Raw genomic sequence first — 15660 nt, forward strand, 5'->3', positions numbered from 1 at the left:
ATCCACGGCTCCGACCAGCGAAAAGGCTCTGGAGTCAAGCCGGTTGGTGCTTGTCAAAATGGAAATTAGTCCCAAGATCCTGTTCGGCAGCCGCGGAAAGACCCATTCCATCCTGCAGAATGAGATCGAGAAGGGACTCAGGGTTCGCATGGCCGCCCAAGGTGTGACCGGGACTGCCTATCTCGAGGTAGACTACCTCAACCCGGAGCGCAATCCTCCCATGGAAATCTACTGGACACCCAAATCCATCTATATACCTTCCGCTCCGAGTACCATTACCCGCCTTACCGCGTCCGTGAAAAAGATACTGAGGAGATTGGAGAAGGTGGACACTGAGGGGATCTCGGCCACTCTGAAGGAGACTCTGGGTGCCGCGACGGAAGCGATAGAGGCGCTGAACGCCGAGGGGATAGGTGAACAGATCCAAGCCTTGCTCGCAGGGGCGAGGCGGACCAACGAGAATATCGACCGGCTCATAGAGAAGGGTGAGATAAGATCGATACTCGCCGATGCCTCGGCCACGATGAATGAGATCCGGCGAATCGTGGAGCGCTCGGAGAAGCCCGTGGCAAGGGCTCTTGCCAGACTGCCCAGGGTTTCCGGAAGCGTAGAAAACCTGGCAAAGAATCTCGATTCTTCTTCTAGGGATCTTCCTGAAATCGTCGCCCGGCTGAAGAGGGTCTCTCGCCAGCTCGACGATTTGATGGCCAATCAGAGGCCGAACATCGAAAGGACCCTGGAGAACATCCGGGCCATCTCCCAAAACTTCAAGGAGTTGAGCGAGAGGGTGAAAAAAGACCCCTCCCAGATCCTGTTCGGAAAGCCTCCACCCCGCTCAAAAAGGAGGAAGTGATAATGACGAAAAAGAGTACCCTCTCGGTGTTTCTCGCCGGGCTTCTTGTATTCCTTTCGGTCCTGCCGGGTTGCCTCAGCAGGAGTTACGTAGAAAAGCATACCTATATGCTGGACGTTTCACGGGACGGAGAGGTCGCACCCCCTGAAAACGGCATCGTACTGAGGGTCCGGAAGCTCCGCATCTCTCCCCAGTACGAAGGCACGGGGTTTGTCTATCGAACGGGCGATTTGAGTTACCAGTCGGACTTCTACAACGAATTTTTCACTTCACCGGACTCGATGATAACCGAGGAAGTCCTCGCATGGCTGGCAAAATCAGGGCTCTTCCAGCACGTTGTGGACTACACCGACCAGATGGAGTCCACCTACGTCGTCGAGGGGACGATCACCGATCTTTATGGGGACTACAGCAGGGGGACTCAAGCCAAGGGCGTCATGGCAGTGGAGCTCTTCTTCATAGAGGACGTTGCGGGACGTTCCAGGATCCTTCTTCAGAAGCGTTATCGTAGAGAAATCCCCCTCAAAGGAGACTCCCCGGAGGCTCTGGTGGAAGGCTGGAACAAAGCCCTCCAGCACATCCTCAGACAGTTTGAGAGCGATCTGAGAGAGACTCTCTCCCATAAGTCCTAGCTCCGACAGGTCAGCACGAGCAGAAAAGGCAGACCCCATACGACCGGGATCCGCTCAAGGAGAAAGGGGTCCGCATACAGGGCTGGTGCAGAAAAAAGCCACTGCCCTTGCCGGACGGCACTGGCAGTGGCTTCGGAAAGGGACCTGGTTTTCCTACCGGGCGATGCTCCTGACGGTCAAGGCCATGATGATATACGACCAGCCGTGAACGATCATTTCTATTGCTATCAGTAAGCCGATGACCCAAAGGCCTGAAACCGGCCAGTGGGAAAGGATCACAAGACCCAGCAGCACGGAGATGATGCCGCTGAAGAGCACCCACCCCCATCCCTTGGAACTCCGCAGCTCGATCGCCATGATGATGCGCAGGATACCCACGGCGAGGATCCCTATGGCAAGCATCGCCGTGAAAAGGGTCGAGGCGAGGAGCGGATGAGTGATGATGACGATGCCGGCAAAGATATAGAGAAACGCGATGATAACATGCCAGAGTATGCTCTTCCACCCTTTGCACTTGAACGAATCAAAGAGTTGAAGACCGCCGCCGATCAGTATGAGTACGCCAACGAAGAGCACGCTGGCCATGGTCAGACCGAAAGTCATACCGAGCCCGATGATGCCGAGGATGACAAATACGATGCCGAGCCCGAGCAGCCAGCCCCAATGCTTCCTGACCTCTCCGAAGACCTCATTCTGTTCTGCCGCCATAATTTCCGTGTTGTTTTGTGCCATGAGATGTTCCTCCTTTCTGATTTGAGAGTCTACCACGCAGGAGCCCGGCTTCCGTTTCGGTGGGCAGCCGGACATCTATCTTTCAACAAGTCCCCAGTGAGGCGGACGGAGAGACACCGTTATCTCCTCGAGATTCGTCTTCGGTTGCGGTCGATCCTGCGGATCAGCGCTATCATCTCTTTCGGGGTGATAGGCTGCTGGCCATGGCCGTCCATGTCCGGTCTCATGGTCTCCGCTGCTCGTTGGTCGAAACCGATGCCCGATAAGAGCAGAACCGAAGTTTGAGGATGGACCTTCTTGACCCAATCTAAGAACTCGTACATTCCCGGGGTCGGTACGGTCCCAACCATGACGATCAGGTCGAAGGGACTCCTGCGGGAGTCTTCGATTCTTCTACGAGCTGCCCCATAGTCGCACTTCTCCTCCAGCAAAAACCGCTCTCTTTTCAAGTGTCGGCCCAGGGTTCTCACAAACTCTGCTTCATCTCCGGTCAATAGAATCCGTCTTATGGTTTCAAGCACCCAGGTCCACTCCCTCGGCATTTAGGTCATCCGTGCCGGGTTCTCCCGAAGTCCGCAACCGGGGAACGGGAATACTTGGGCCACTGCAACGGTTATGCCTAGAGCTTCAATGGGGAGAAAGAGGCGCTAACCTACTGACATGGCGTGAGTTCTTGAGTTGAGAGGACGAACTGCGCGGGAGTCGGGAGGTGACCCAAAGGTCAGGGAGACACGTGTTGACCGGAAGAGGGGTGCGGTTTTGACAGCGTTGAATTGATTGAACCGGCTGAGGCAGCACCAAAAGCGACTTTTTTGTCATATCCATGTGACGCAAAGGACCGGTCGAATCCAAAATCGGCAATCTCGGGTGGGAGGTTCCTTGACAACGAACACCCGGGCTGAGTAGAGTCTCTATATGGGGGGCCGAAGGCTCTTGAGGTGCGTGTTTAAGCTCTGAATCCATGTTCTCTCCTGTGTTGTGCCTTGAAAGCTCATCGAACAAACGAGATCCGGACAGGCTGCGTGGAAGGCGGGAGCGAGAACCTTCGCGCCTGTGTATGACGAGAGGAGCGGGCCGATGGCTGCAAGATTCGGCTATGAAGAGTCGGAGCAGAGGGCCGGGGATGAGGTGAGCAAACGGCCCCGTCGTCTCGAAGAGTTGGTGAAAGAGCGTACGGCGGAACTCCAAAGGGAGATCGACCGGCGAAAGAAGACCGAGGCTGAGTTGCGCAAGCTCTCGCGGGCCGTGGAGGAGAGCCCGGCAAGCGTGGTCATTACGGACACAATGGGGACCATAGAGTACGTCAACAAGAAATTTGCACGGCTCACAGGGTACACGGCTGGCGAAGCAATTGGACAGAATCCATCAATCCTGAAGTCCGGCAGACAGTCTCCGGGATTCTACCAGGAGTTGTGGGAGACGATCACTCATGGAAACGAGTGGCGCGGGGAGTTCCTCAACAAGAAGAAAAACGGGGATCTTTACTGGGAAGCCGCCTCGATCTCTCCCATCAAGAATGACCGTGGTACGATTACCCATTTCGTCGGAGTCAAGGAAGACATAACCGATCGCAAGGGGGCGGAGGAGGCACTGAGGAGGGCCCACGAAGAGCTTGAACAATATGTGAAGGAGCGTACTGAAGAGCTGGTCAGAGCAAATGAGCAACTGAGGCGTGAGGTGGAGGAGCGTAAGCGGGCCGAGGATGCGCTCCGGGAGAGCGAAGCACGGTTCCGGCAGCTCGCCGAGAACATCGAGGATGTCTTCTGGTTGCGCAGTGCGGACCTGACCGAGGTATTCTACGTAAGCCCGGCATACGAGAAGGTTTGGGGGCGCACCTGCCGGAGCCTGTACGATCGGCACATGATCTGGTTCGAGGGTGTTCATCCGGATGACCGGGAGCACGTAAAGAACGCCCTCATGAGAGTGAGAGTGGAGGAATCCGGTTTTGAACATCGGATCGTACGACCGGACGGTTCCGCGCGGTGGGTGCGAATTCGTTCGTTCCCGATTCGTGACGAGTCAGGCAAAGTCTATCGTATCGCGGGCATCGCCTCGGATGTCACAGAGGAGAAACGGCTTCGACAGGAATCGGAGCGCCGCCAGCAACAGATCATCCAGGCCGACAGACTTTCCTCGCTGGGACAGGTAGTGGCGGGTGTGGCCCATGAAATCAACAACCCCAACAGTTTTATCACCTATAATACCCCCCTCCTGGAAGAGACCTGGAGGATCTTCGAGCCGATTCTCAGGGAATATTCGGACACCCACCCAGGGTGGCAGAAGGACGGCCTGGGTTTCGAGGAACTGCTCGAGGACATGCGGGAGATCATCAGAGCGATCCGCATAGGTTCTGAACGAATCAACAGGGTAGTCTCAGACCTTAAGGATTTTGCCCGGATGGACGAAAGCGTTCACACCAGGCCGGTCCAGGTGAACGAAGTTGTCGAAAAGACGCTCAGGATAGTGGGTGCCCAACTGAGAAAATCGGTCGGGGAGATAGAGATCCGCCTCGGTGAGGGTTTGCCGGAAATCGACGGCCACCTTCAGAAACTCGAGCAGGTGGTGGCGAACCTGCTCGTGAATGCCTCCCAGGCCGTCCCCGACAAGGCCCGGGGGAAGGTTTCCATTAGGACCCGGTATCTCGAGAGACTCCGGGCCGTGCTGATAGAAGTCGAGGACAACGGCAGAGGCATGGAGGCCAAGGTGGTTGACCGGATCTTCGATCCTTTCTTTACTACCCGGAGGGAAGAAAGGGGCACCGGACTGGGACTTTCCGTCTCCCACGGCCTGGTCGAGGAGCACAGAGGGGTGATCGGGGTGCTTTCACGACCCGGTCGGGGAAGCCGTTTTACCGTGTTTCTTCCCGTCGAGAGGGACTCCCAACTGCACCTCGAGCCGACCATCCTCTCTGTAAGAGACAATGGAAAGGTGCAGGGGAAGCATGGATCGCTCCGGGCAGTAGTTGGGGCGGGCTGGGTTGAGATCCCCCTCGAATCGGAACGCGTGATGGAATACCTGGAGGGGCACCCCGAGGTGGATACGGTTTTGTTCGAGATCGTGCCTCCGGGGATGACCGGCTGGGAGCTCGCAGTAGAGGTGGAATCCCGCTTCCCTCTGGTGGCCGTCGTCCTCCATACGAGGTCTCCCGACGCGCTCAAACGCGGACCCGATGGTATATTCCAATCCGGACACCTGGTACAGGAGCCGGTGGAGACCGACCGGTTGCTCCAGGTGGTTGGTGCCCTCGGGAGGCAAAGGCTATGAGAATTCTCATTGTCGACGACGAACAAATGGCTCTCACCTCGGTGAAGCGCATCCTGAGGCATCGAAACTTCAGGGACGTGGAGGTATGCGACAACGGCCGGGACGCCGTCCGTCTGATCAAGGAGAAAGACTTCGATATCGTCCTGCTCGATATCATCATGCCGGAGGTGGACGGGCTGGAGGTGCTGGAGGCCACAAAGCCGTACAGACCTGCGACGGAGTTTATCATGTTGACCGCGGTGGATGATGTATCTCTCTCGGTAAAGGCCGTCCACCTCGGTGCCTACGACTATCTGGTCAAGCCGGTGGACAACGATCGGCTTCTCCTTTCAATCGAACGGGCCTATGAACGTAAAGGCCTGCGAACGGGTCTGGCAGGCGCGGGCTCTGCCAGAAAGAAACGGCAAATACCCCCTGCCTTTGCGGACACGATTACTCGGGACCCTCGTATGATCGAACTGCTTCACTATGCCGATACGATGGCTCGAAGCGGCAATCCCTTTCTCATCACAGGGGAGTCTGGAACCGGCAAGGAGTTGCTTGCCCGGGGAATCCACCGGGTGGGTCCATCCCCTGACGGGCCCTTCATAGCGGTAAATGTCGGCTCTGTGCCGGAATCCCTGTTCGAAGGCCAGTTTTTCGGATACGTGAAGGGCGCCTATACGGGCGCCACAGTGGATCATGCCGGATATTTCGAGCAGGCTCACGGCGGAACACTATTCTTGGATGAGATCGGGGAATTGGCTCCCAACCTCCAGGTCAAGTTCCTCCGGACACTGGAGGAAAAAGCGATCATCAGACTCGGCGAGAAGAAAGTCAGGCAGGTGGATGTTCGGATCGCATCGTCAACCAACACGGACCTGGACAGGGCCGTACAGGAAGGCAGATTCAGGCTGGATCTCTTCTATCGGCTCAATTCAGCCCACGTGCACCTCCCGCCTCTGCGGGAGAGGGCCCAAGACATTCCTCTCTTGGCCGATCATTTTCTGAGAGCGGCCTGTTCGCGCCACAAAAAGGAGGTACGGGGTTTCAGCCCCGAAGCCATGGATCTGTTGACCAAGATGCGTTTCCCGGGCAATATCCGCGAACTCGCACAGGTAGTCGAACGGTGCGTGCTCCTCGCCGATTCGACCCTCATCCTGCCCCGGCACCTGGAGGGAGGTGAATCCTCTGTTGTTTCCTTTGGACGAACACTCTGCACCCTGAAGGAGAACGACGAGATTCACGTGGCTTACGTGCTCAACCAGACTCGGGGCAATCGCAGGGAGGCGGCCCGGATCCTCGGCGTTACCGTAAGGCAGGTTCAACGCAAGCTCGCCCGGATGAAGAAGGACCCGAGGTGGAAAGGAGAGCTCGGAGGTTTATGATTGCCAGGCGTCCTTTGTGTCCTGCCAACATGACAAAAAGGTCGCGGTCATGCTGCATCAGCCGTTTCAATGAACAGTGATTGATCATCGTCAAAGGGGCCTCTTGGATGCGGCGGCACCAATGACCTTTAGGTCGCCTGGAGTGCCGCTGCGTGGTTTTGCCCGCATTTGGAAAGCCTCCGTTTTCCAAAGGGTTATAGTTCCCTTGTGCTTCAGGCCTTTGGGGCATTCCAATTGCTTTCTTGTCTGTGGTATCTTTCTCATTGATCTTTGGCGGGGATTGTTTCGAGTGACGGTGTGCAGGCCGTGATGACCGCCCCATCAGGTTGGACAGGCTTTCCCGGTGGGGACGGAAAGGCCGGCCGAACCCGCCTGAGTCCCTGTGTCGGGGCAGCAAGACCGCTGGCCGTTGTCCTGCAGGGAGCAGGTCGCGCCGTCGCCTGGCAGCCCTTGTGTATGGCAACTCGAAGGAGTAGAGGTTTGTTCCAATACTAAGCACCCAGAGGTAGAAAAAATGAAACCAGACAACAGAACCCGAACCCGCCACGCATCGAGCCGCCTCTTCCCGGCATTGGTCTGCCTGATCGCATCGGTGGGGCTTCTTATCACTTCCTGCGGAAAAGGGGAAGAGGAAGTTGCAAGAGAGGTTATCAGGCCGGTCAAGATCATGACCGTCCCATCGAGCGGCGCTATTTCAGGCCTGACGCTTCCGGGCAAGGTACGGGCGTCCAGGCGTGTGGAGCTGGCATTCAAGGTGGTGGGAGGGAGGCTCATAGAACTCCCGGTCGAAGGGAAAGAGGGGAAGTTTGTGAAAAAAGGCGACCTCCTGGCACGTGTCGATCCAAAGGATTTTCAGGTTGAAATTCGAAATGTCCAGGGTAAACTCGGAGAAGCCAGGGCTGCTTTGAAACTTGCCAAAAGCGAGTACGAGCGTGTCCTGAGGATCAAGAAGAAAGACCCGGGTGCGGTGAGCGGGGCGCTGGTCGACAAGAGGCGGGAAGCGGTAAGCCGTGCCCAGGCCAGGATCAAGTCGCTGAAAGCCGTAGTGGAAGACGCAAAAAACAGGTTGGGCTACACCTATCTGAGGGCCCCTTTCTCCGGAGTGATTGCCAAACGGTACGTGGACAACTTCCAGGAAGTCCAACCCAAGCAGCCCATCGTAAGCCTCGAGGATATATACCGAGTGGAGATCCTGGTCGATGTGCCGGAAAACGTGATGGCCATGGCAAAAGAACAACAAAAGGGGACGGTCACCGCCGTGGCCGAGTTCCCGACCGCCCCGGGCAAGCAGTACCCCTTGAAGCTCAAGGAATATGCAACCAAGGCGGACCCCGCCACTCAGACCTATCAGGTGGTGTTCGAGTTGCCGCAGCCCGAAAGTATCAATGTCTTCCCGGGAATGACCGCCACCGTGGTGCTTTCACCCCGAGGGGAAGAGACACAGGAGACACAGATCCTCATACCCGCCGGCGCGGTTCTCGCTGAACCGGACGGTAAGAACTATGTGTGGGTAGTCGACCCGGAAAACATGACGGTACACAAACAGAGCGTCAAGGTGGGCAGCCTGACCGGTTCTGAGAACATAGTCATCCAGGAGGGTCTCAAGGGCGGCGAAAAGATCGTCGTCGCCGGGGTCCTGAAACTGCAGGAAGGCATGAAAGTCAGGTTGTGGGACCAGCAATAAGGGGAAACCGGACTCATGAATCTCGCGGAACTCTCAATCAAGAAGAGCGTAATCACCTGGACGCTGACCATCCTCCTTCTGGTCGTGGGTTTTTATTCCTACGAAAGACTGCCCCGGCTGGAGGACCCGGAATTTGCGATCAAAGAGGCGGTGGTTCTGACACCCTATCCCGGCGCTTCGGCCCAAGAGGTGGAAAAAGAAGTCACCGAGAAAATAGAAAAGGCGGCCCAGGAACTGGGCCAGCTCAAACGGGTCGAGTCCTATTCCGAGAGGGGGCTTTCAACGGTCAAGGTCGTCATCAAGGACAAGTACAGCAAATCCGCCCTGCCCCAGGTCTGGGATGAGCTCCGGCGCAAGGTCAACGACTATCAGAGGGAGCTGCCCCCCGGTGCCGGACCCTCCATCGTCAATGACGACTTCGGCGACGTTTACGGAGTCTACTTCGCCTTGACCGGCCAGGGGTTTACCTATGCAGAGCTGAAAAAAGTGGCCGAGCTGCTCAAACGGGAGCTTATCACCGTGCAAGACGTCAAGAAGATCGTCTTTTTCGGTGTCCAGCAGGAGGCCATTTACGTAGAGCTGTCCAAGACGAAGATGTCCAGTCTCGGGATCACCCCTGATGAGATCTTCAGCGCTCTTCAAGCCAAGAACATACCGGCCGATGCGGGTCGCATCAAGATCGGCAGTGAATACGTGCCCATATATCCGAGCGGTATCTATAAATCGGAAAAGGACTTCGGTGGCCTCCTCATCGGCAGCAAGGGGGGCAGACTGATCTACCTCAAAGACGTGGCCGAAATTCGGAGGGACTATGTCGACCCGCCGAAAAGCATCCTGCTGGTCGACGGCCAACCCGCTATCGGCATCGCGATCTCCACGGTCGAGGGCGGCAACGTGGTCACCATGGGCCAGGCAATCGAAAAACGGATTCACGAACTGCTGGGTCAGATTCCTCTGGGGATGGATCTGGAAGTCATCTCCAATCAGGCCGAGAGCGTCGTCAAGTCGGTCAACGGTTTTGTGGTCAACCTGATCGAGGCCGTGGCCATTGTAGTCATCGTCCTTCTGTTTTTCATGGGGTTGCGCAGCGGTTTTATCATAGGATTCATACTCGCCCTGACCATTGCCGCCACTTTTGTTGTGATGGGCTACTACCAGATCACCCTGGAAAGGATATCTCTGGGAGCCCTTATCATCGCGCTGGGAATGCTGGTCGACAACGCCATCGTGGTGGTGGACGGGATGAAGGTCCGAATGGAGCAGGGCATGGATGGCCTGGAAGCGGCCAAAAGGGTGGTGGCCCAGAACGCCGTCCCGCTCTTGGGCGCAACCGCAGTTGCCGTGCTGGCGTTTGCCTCAATCGGGGGCATGACCAACAACACCGGTGAGTACACCAGGTCCCTCTACTACGTTATTCTGATCTCCCTGTCCCTGAGCTGGCTTACCGCGGTGACTTCAACGCCGCTACTCGTCAAGACCTTTCTCAAAACAAGGCAGGCGGGCGGGCGAGACGACAAGGCGGCCGATCCATATGGGGGGAAATTCTACCGGCTTTACCGTAAGGGTGTAATGACGGCCATCCGATTCCGGTGGGTCACGATCGGTGTGGTCGTCGGCCTGTTTGCGGTAGCTCTGTTCGGGTTCGGATTTCTCGACAACCTGTTTTTCCCGCCGTCCACACGGCCGCAGTTCATGGTTGAAATCCAGTTCCGGGAGGGCACCTACATCAGGGACACGGAAAAACAGGTCAAAGAGATCGAGGTCTACCTGAGAAAGATCGAGGGTGTAACCGCCACCGCATCTGCCATCGGGTCGGGGCATCCCCGTTTTCTTTTGACCTATAGTGTACCGATAGATGCTGGGAGCCACTACGCCCTGGTCCTCGTCACAGTGGATGATCATAGAACCATAGACCGAATCTACCAGAAGGTCCAGTCCGACCTGGAAATCATGTTTCCGGATGCCGTCATCAACGTCAAGAAATTCAATCTTGGCCCTGGGAGCGGCGGCAAGATCCAGCTCCGCATCAACGGGCCTGATCCGGCGGAGCTACGCCGGATGGCCGAGATCGCCAAAGCGATCATCTCCGCTGATCCGGACACAAAGGCCGTTCGCGACGAGTGGGGTAACAAGGTCAAAACGGTTCGTCCCATACTTGCAGAGGACCGGGCCCGAAGACTGGGAATCGACCGCCGAATGGCCTCTCTGGTGCTTCAGGCAAACTACTCGGGGACCCTGGCCGGGGTCTTTCGTGAAGGGATCGAGCTGATCCCGATTTATGCGCGGGCACCCGCAAAGGATCGCCAGACCGTTGAGGACATGCTCGACATCTCGCTCATCAGTCCGATTACCCATGAAAAGGTTCCGATGCTCCAGGTGATAAACGGGTTGCAGACCGGAAACGAGGACAGCCGTATTTCGAGATACAACCGGCGGTCTATGATAAAGATCCATGCGGATGCCCGAAGGGGCCTGCCGTCGGAGGTGATGGAGCGGGTCAAGCCCAAGATAGAGAAGGCCCTCGGGGTCGATGTGGAGCAGTATCTCGGCAAGAACATTCCCGAGGACAAGTGGGACGCCGGCACCATCCCGGTCAAATACGACGACATCATCCCCCTGAAAGACAAGCCCGGCTATTTTATCGCCTGGTCGGGAGAAGCCGAGGACTCTGCCTATGCGACGAGCGAGCTGGCCAAGTCGATTCCCATCTACTTCGGAATGATGATCCTGGTCGTCATCTTTCTTTTCAACGCCTTCCGGCAGCCCTTGATCATATGGTTGACCGTACCCCTTGCCATCATCGGGGTCACTGCGGGGTTGTTGATATTCAAGCAGCCCTTCGGGTTCATGGCGCTGCTGGGTGTGATGAGCCTGGCCGGGATGCTGATCAAGAACGCCATCGTGCTGATCGACCAGATCGATCTGGAGATCCGGGAAGGAAAGGGACGCTTTCAGGCGATCGTCGATTCCGGGGTCAGCCGTATGCGCCCCGTATCCATGGCGGCCCTGACTACCATCATGGGCATGCTCCCGCTGCTCCAGGATGGGTTCTTCATCGCCATGGCGGTAACCATCATGTTCGGGCTGGGCTTTGCCACCGTGCTGACCTTGATTTTCGTACCGGTCCTCTACGCCACTTTTTTCAGGGTGCCGTACGAAAAGAATACAGCGTAGCAGAAGAAACCACCGGACCTTTGCGGTGAAAGGGGGGAGGCATCATGATAACGTGCGGGTTTGAGCCGAGCCTGCCAGAGGACGCCCAACAGAGCAATACGGGCGGACCCCGGAGCGGCCCGTCGCCTGGGCAGAGCGCCCGAGAGATTCTCCACCGGCCGCTGGCGGGGCTGCTTGCCCTTGCTATTGCCCTTGCCGGATGTGCCATGGTCGGTCCGGACTATGTGAAACCCACGGCTCCGGAGCCGCGGGAATGGATCGAAAAGGAGGATCCGAAGATCAAGAGCGAGCCGGCGGACTTCAGCACGTGGTGGAAGGTGTTTGAGGACCCTGTGCTGGATACCCTGATCGAAAAGGCCTACAAGCAGAATCTGCCCCTTCGCATGGCGGGGATTCGGATCCTGGAGGCCAGGGCGCAGTTGGGCATTGCCGTGGGCAGGCAGTTCCCGCAATGGCAGCGGGCAGAAGGCGGATATGCATACAGAAGCCGGAGCGAGAACACGGCGGGCACGCTGCCCGGGATGGATTTCGACTTCGGTGAAATCAATCTGGGTTTTGACGCTGCCTGGGAAATCGACGTTTGGGGCAGATACCGCCGTGCCGTCGAGTCGAGCATCGGGAACCTGGAAGCATCGATCGCAAACTACGACGACGTCCTGGTCTCTCTAACCGCCGAGGTTGCCCGTACCTATGTGCTGGTTCGGACGTTTGAAGCACGTCTCGCAGTGGCGCGGGAAAATGTGAAGATCCAGAAGCGGTCCCTCCAGATCGCCGAGGCGCGTTTCGAGGGGGGAGAGGTGAGCGAACTCGATGTGCAGCAGGCCAAGGCCCTCTTGAGGGAGACCCAGGCTTTGATCCCCGGGCTGGACATCAACCTGCGCCAGGCCAAGAACGGGTTGGCCATTCTGCTCGGCATACTGCCCGACCAGATCGAGGAGATTGTCGGAGGTCCAATGCCGATTCCTACGCCGCCCGTCGAAGTGGCAGTGGGGATCCCGGCGGATTTGCTGCGCCGGCGCCCGGACATCCGCCTTGCGGAGCGCCGGGTCGCATCCCAGTGCGCCCTCATCGGGGTTGCCAAGGCGGATCTTTACCCCCACTTCGTGCTTTTCGGTTCTATCGGTTTGCGCGCGAGCGATGCGGCAGTGACGGCAGCCGGGTTTCCAGGCGGAAGCAGCTTCGGTGACTTTTTCAATTCGAACAGCATCGAATGGTTTACAGGCCCGGCGTTTTCATGGAGCATCTTCAACTACGGGCGGATCAAGAACAGGGTCCGCCTCCAGGATGCCCGCTTCCAGCGGTTGGCCGTCAATTACCAGAATACGGTGCTTCGTGCCGCTCAAGAGGTGGAGGATGCCATGGTTGCGTTCTTGAGAGCCCAGCAGGAGGCTGGGTACCTGCTTGGAAGTGTCGAAGCATCCAAGCGTTCGGTCGATCTTTCCATGCTTCAGTACCGGGAAGGTCTGGCCGATTACCAGCGGGTTCTGGAAGCGCAGCGTTCCCTCAGGGTGGCTCAGGATCGACTTGCCGCAACCACAGGGTCTGTGGCCGTGAACCTGGTAAGCATGTACAAGGCCCTCGGCGGTGGGTGGGAGATCCGTGTGGGCAGGGATTTCGTACCGGAGCGAGTCAGGGAGGAGATGCGCGAGCGGACCAACTGGGGCCGCCTGCTGGCACCGGAGAAGGCCAAACTGCCGGCTCCTGAAGAAAAGCCGAAGGAGTGGAGGCGTCTGGCGTGGTAGGACCATCGACCGGGGAGTTGGTTATGCTGCTTGCCGGTGACATCGGAGGAACCAAGACCAACCTGGCCGTTTACCCTCCCGGGTTTCCACCAGGAGAGCCGCTCGTGGAGAAGACCTTCCCGAGCGCTCGCTATCCCAACCTGGAATCCCTCGTGAAGGAATTCCTGTCCCAGGTGGACCTGAAGGTGGACAGGGCCGCCTTTGGAGTCGCGGGCCCGGTCTTGAGGGGCCGGGTCAGGACAACCAACCTGCCCTGGGAAATCGATCAAGAGCACCTGCGGGAGGTGCTGAACCTCTCCTCTATCTGCCTGCTGAACGACCTCGAGGCCATCGCCCAGTCCGTTCCCTTGCTCAAGGGACGCGACCTGCGCATCCTTAACAGGGGAAAGCCGGTCGAGGGCGGGGCCATCGCCCTTATTGCCCCGGGAACGGGACTGGGGGAGGCGTTTCTCACCTGGGACGGATCTCGTTACCTGGCCCACCCCTCGGAGGGCGGTCACGTCGGATTCGCACCCACCAACCGCCTGGAAATCGACCTGCTCCGGTATCTGCGGGACCGGTACCAGTTCGAGCACGTAAGTTACGAACGGGTCTGCTCCGGCCTGGGGCTGCCGACGATCTACGCCTTTCTCAAGGATCGCGGCCAGGCCGAGGAACCGGCCTGGCTGGCCGAGCGGCTGGCTGCGGCCGAAGACCGCACGCCGGTCATTGTCAACGCTGCCCTTGGAAAGTGGGGGACCTGCGAACTCTGCGTCGCAACCCTCGACACTTTTGTCTCCATCCTGGGGGCAGAGGCTGGGAACCTGGCCCTCAAGGTCCTGGCCACAGGCGGCGTATATTTGGGCGGCGGCATCCCGCCGCGCATCCTTCCGATCCTGAAGAACGGCCGGTTCATGGACGCCTTTGTACGCAAGGGGCGTATGTCGAGCCTCTTGACGAACATTCCGGTCCGGGTCATCCTCAACTCCAAGGCTGCTCTCCTGGGTGCAGCCTGCCGTGGTCTCGAGATTCAGCCGTGAGTGGTCGGGCATTTTGTACGGGCATATTGCAGAATGTCACGGAGTTTCAGTCGGGGATCGACGCGACGGCATGGCGTCCAAATGACCACCGTCCGTCTGCAACCAGGCAACTGTCACTCTGAGCGTAGCGAAGAATCTCGGCAGGAGATCAATGTAACAGGGGATTCTTGGTCCTGAGGCCGGGTTGCCGGATGGATGAAGACACGGATGGTCTAGAGCTCTATTGCGTTCCTGCTTTAGAAGCTCTGACGTTTGGTCGGAGAGTTTCATTCCTCTCTTTCCGTCCCATGCTTAACGACAAGGAGGAAACGGAGATGGACACGAACCAGGCAGCTCAGGTGGCTGACTTTATCGTCCGTTGGCTGAGAGAAACAGCAGCCGAGTCGCAGACAAAGGGATATGTCGTGGGTTTGAGCGGGGGGATCGATTCGTCGGTTGTCGCTCTGCTGTGCAGGAAGGCGTTTCCGGAAAACACCCTGGGCCTCATAATGCACTGCCAGACCGATCCCAAGGACGCGGCCGATGCCAGGCGTCTTGCCGACAGAGGCAAGCTTCCCTGTGAGGAGGTTTTTCTGGATAGAGTCTATGGTGCCTTCATCGAGGCGGTACGGGCCACACCGGGCGGGGACCCTGCATTGGCCCTGGCAAACATCAAGCCGCGGCTCAGGATGACGACTCTCTACTACTATGCGAACAGGTTCACCTACCTGGTGGCCGGGACCACGAACCGATCGGAGATGAAGGTCGGCTATTTCACGAAGTACGGCGACGGAGGGGTGGATGTCGAGCCTATCATACACCTGACAAAAGGGCAGGTGCGCGACCTGGGAAGGTATCTGGGTGTACCGGATGAGATAATCATCAAACCGCCGTCGGCAGGTCTGTGGAAAAACCAGACCGACGAAGGTGAACTGGGCCTTACCTATGCCGTGCTGGATCACTACCTTGTGACAGGGGAAGCAGATCCGGCTGTGAGGGAGAGAATCGAACACCTCTCGAGAATCAGCGAGCACAAAAGACATCCCCCTTCGATTCCTCCTCCGCCTCCCGGACTTAACTACAGGATCGGCCTCGATGATTGCTGATCGCCGGGCTGGATTGAGTGGTTTTATGTCGTCGGCAGGGGGAAATGGGGCCCAGATGAGTACGGGTGAGTTTCTGCGATCGCCGATGTCATATGCGTCGTGGACGTG

At 57.8% G+C, this 15660-nt stretch carries 11 protein-coding genes; 9 read left to right on the forward strand and 2 right to left on the reverse strand.

From position 1 onward, the window contains the following. Positions 1-43: 43 nt before the first annotated feature. Positions 44-853 carry a hypothetical protein gene (locus tag JRJ26_08700; protein MBW2057558.1) on the forward strand — a complete coding sequence of 270 codons (810 nt, stop codon included), beginning with the start codon at positions 44-46 and terminating at the stop codon, positions 851-853. A 2-nt stretch (positions 854-855) separates the two neighbouring features. Next, positions 856-1485 carry a membrane integrity-associated transporter subunit PqiC gene (locus tag JRJ26_08705; protein MBW2057559.1) on the forward strand — a complete coding sequence of 210 codons (630 nt, stop codon included), beginning with the start codon at positions 856-858 and terminating at the stop codon, positions 1483-1485. Between the two features lie 153 nt (positions 1486-1638). Here the strand turns inward: JRJ26_08705 and JRJ26_08710 are convergent, their stop codons facing one another. Beyond that, positions 1639-2217, reverse strand: a complete 579-nt coding sequence (locus JRJ26_08710; GenBank protein ID MBW2057560.1) for an HdeD family acid-resistance protein — start codon at positions 2215-2217, stop codon at positions 1639-1641. 119 nt (positions 2218-2336) lie between these two features. Further along, positions 2337-2759 carry a response regulator gene (locus JRJ26_08715; GenBank protein ID MBW2057561.1) on the reverse strand — a complete coding sequence of 141 codons (423 nt, stop codon included), beginning with the start codon at positions 2757-2759 and terminating at the stop codon, positions 2337-2339. A gap of 535 nt (positions 2760-3294) precedes the next feature. Here JRJ26_08715 and JRJ26_08720 point away from each other — a divergent pair. From JRJ26_08720 to nadE, 7 genes are all read left to right on the forward strand, one after another. Beyond that, positions 3295-5481 carry a PAS domain S-box protein gene (locus JRJ26_08720; protein ID MBW2057562.1) on the forward strand — a complete coding sequence of 729 codons (2187 nt, stop codon included), beginning with the start codon at positions 3295-3297 and terminating at the stop codon, positions 5479-5481. Next, on the forward strand, positions 5478-6848 hold the full coding sequence (locus JRJ26_08725) for a sigma-54-dependent Fis family transcriptional regulator (GenBank protein ID MBW2057563.1): 1371 nt from the start codon (positions 5478-5480) through the stop codon (positions 6846-6848). The genes JRJ26_08720 and JRJ26_08725 overlap by 4 nt, the downstream gene beginning before the upstream one ends. Positions 6849-7362: 514 nt before the next feature. Continuing rightward, positions 7363-8532: an efflux RND transporter periplasmic adaptor subunit gene (locus tag JRJ26_08730; protein MBW2057564.1), complete on the forward strand. Its 1170-nt coding sequence runs from the start codon at positions 7363-7365 to the stop codon at positions 8530-8532. Positions 8533-8547: 15 nt separating this feature from the next. Beyond that, on the forward strand, positions 8548-11706 hold the full coding sequence (locus JRJ26_08735; GenBank protein MBW2057565.1) for an efflux RND transporter permease subunit: 3159 nt from the start codon (positions 8548-8550) through the stop codon (positions 11704-11706). Positions 11707-11750: 44 nt separating this feature from the next. Next, on the forward strand, positions 11751-13448 hold the full coding sequence (locus tag JRJ26_08740) for an efflux transporter outer membrane subunit (GenBank protein ID MBW2057566.1): 1698 nt from the start codon (positions 11751-11753) through the stop codon (positions 13446-13448). 23 nt (positions 13449-13471) lie between these two features. Then, positions 13472-14467: a glucokinase gene (glk, locus tag JRJ26_08745; protein ID MBW2057567.1), complete on the forward strand. Its 996-nt coding sequence runs from the start codon at positions 13472-13474 to the stop codon at positions 14465-14467. 314 nt (positions 14468-14781) lie between these two features. Then, positions 14782-15552 carry an NAD(+) synthase gene (gene nadE / locus JRJ26_08750; protein MBW2057568.1) on the forward strand — a complete coding sequence of 257 codons (771 nt, stop codon included), beginning with the start codon at positions 14782-14784 and terminating at the stop codon, positions 15550-15552. Positions 15553-15660: the final 108 nt, after the last annotated feature.

Source organism: Deltaproteobacteria bacterium (genome assembly GCA_019308905.1).
Lineage (GTDB): Bacteria > Desulfobacterota > BSN033 > WVXP01 > WVXP01 > JAFDHF01.

Bases quoted from the DNA above. Each gene is read 5' to 3' on its own strand.
- glk (MBW2057567.1), top strand. From the start codon at position 13,472: ATGCTGCTTGCCGGTGACATCGGAGGAACCAAGACCAACCTGGCCGTT.
- JRJ26_08740 (MBW2057566.1), top strand. From the start codon at position 11,751: ATGATAACGTGCGGGTTTGAGCCGAGCCTGCCAGAGGACGCCCAACAG.
- JRJ26_08725 (MBW2057563.1), top strand. From the start codon at position 5,478: ATGAGAATTCTCATTGTCGACGACGAACAAATGGCTCTCACCTCGGTG.
- JRJ26_08705 (MBW2057559.1), top strand. From the start codon at position 856: ATGACGAAAAAGAGTACCCTCTCGGTGTTTCTCGCCGGGCTTCTTGTA.
- JRJ26_08730 (MBW2057564.1), top strand. From the start codon at position 7,363: ATGAAACCAGACAACAGAACCCGAACCCGCCACGCATCGAGCCGCCTC.
- nadE (MBW2057568.1), top strand. From the start codon at position 14,782: ATGGACACGAACCAGGCAGCTCAGGTGGCTGACTTTATCGTCCGTTGG.
- JRJ26_08710 (MBW2057560.1), bottom strand. From the start codon at position 2,217: ATGGCACAAAACAACACGGAAATTATGGCGGCAGAACAGAATGAGGTC.
- JRJ26_08715 (MBW2057561.1), bottom strand. From the start codon at position 2,759: ATGCCGAGGGAGTGGACCTGGGTGCTTGAAACCATAAGACGGATTCTA.
- JRJ26_08735 (MBW2057565.1), top strand. From the start codon at position 8,548: ATGAATCTCGCGGAACTCTCAATCAAGAAGAGCGTAATCACCTGGACG.
- JRJ26_08720 (MBW2057562.1), top strand. From the start codon at position 3,295: ATGGCTGCAAGATTCGGCTATGAAGAGTCGGAGCAGAGGGCCGGGGAT.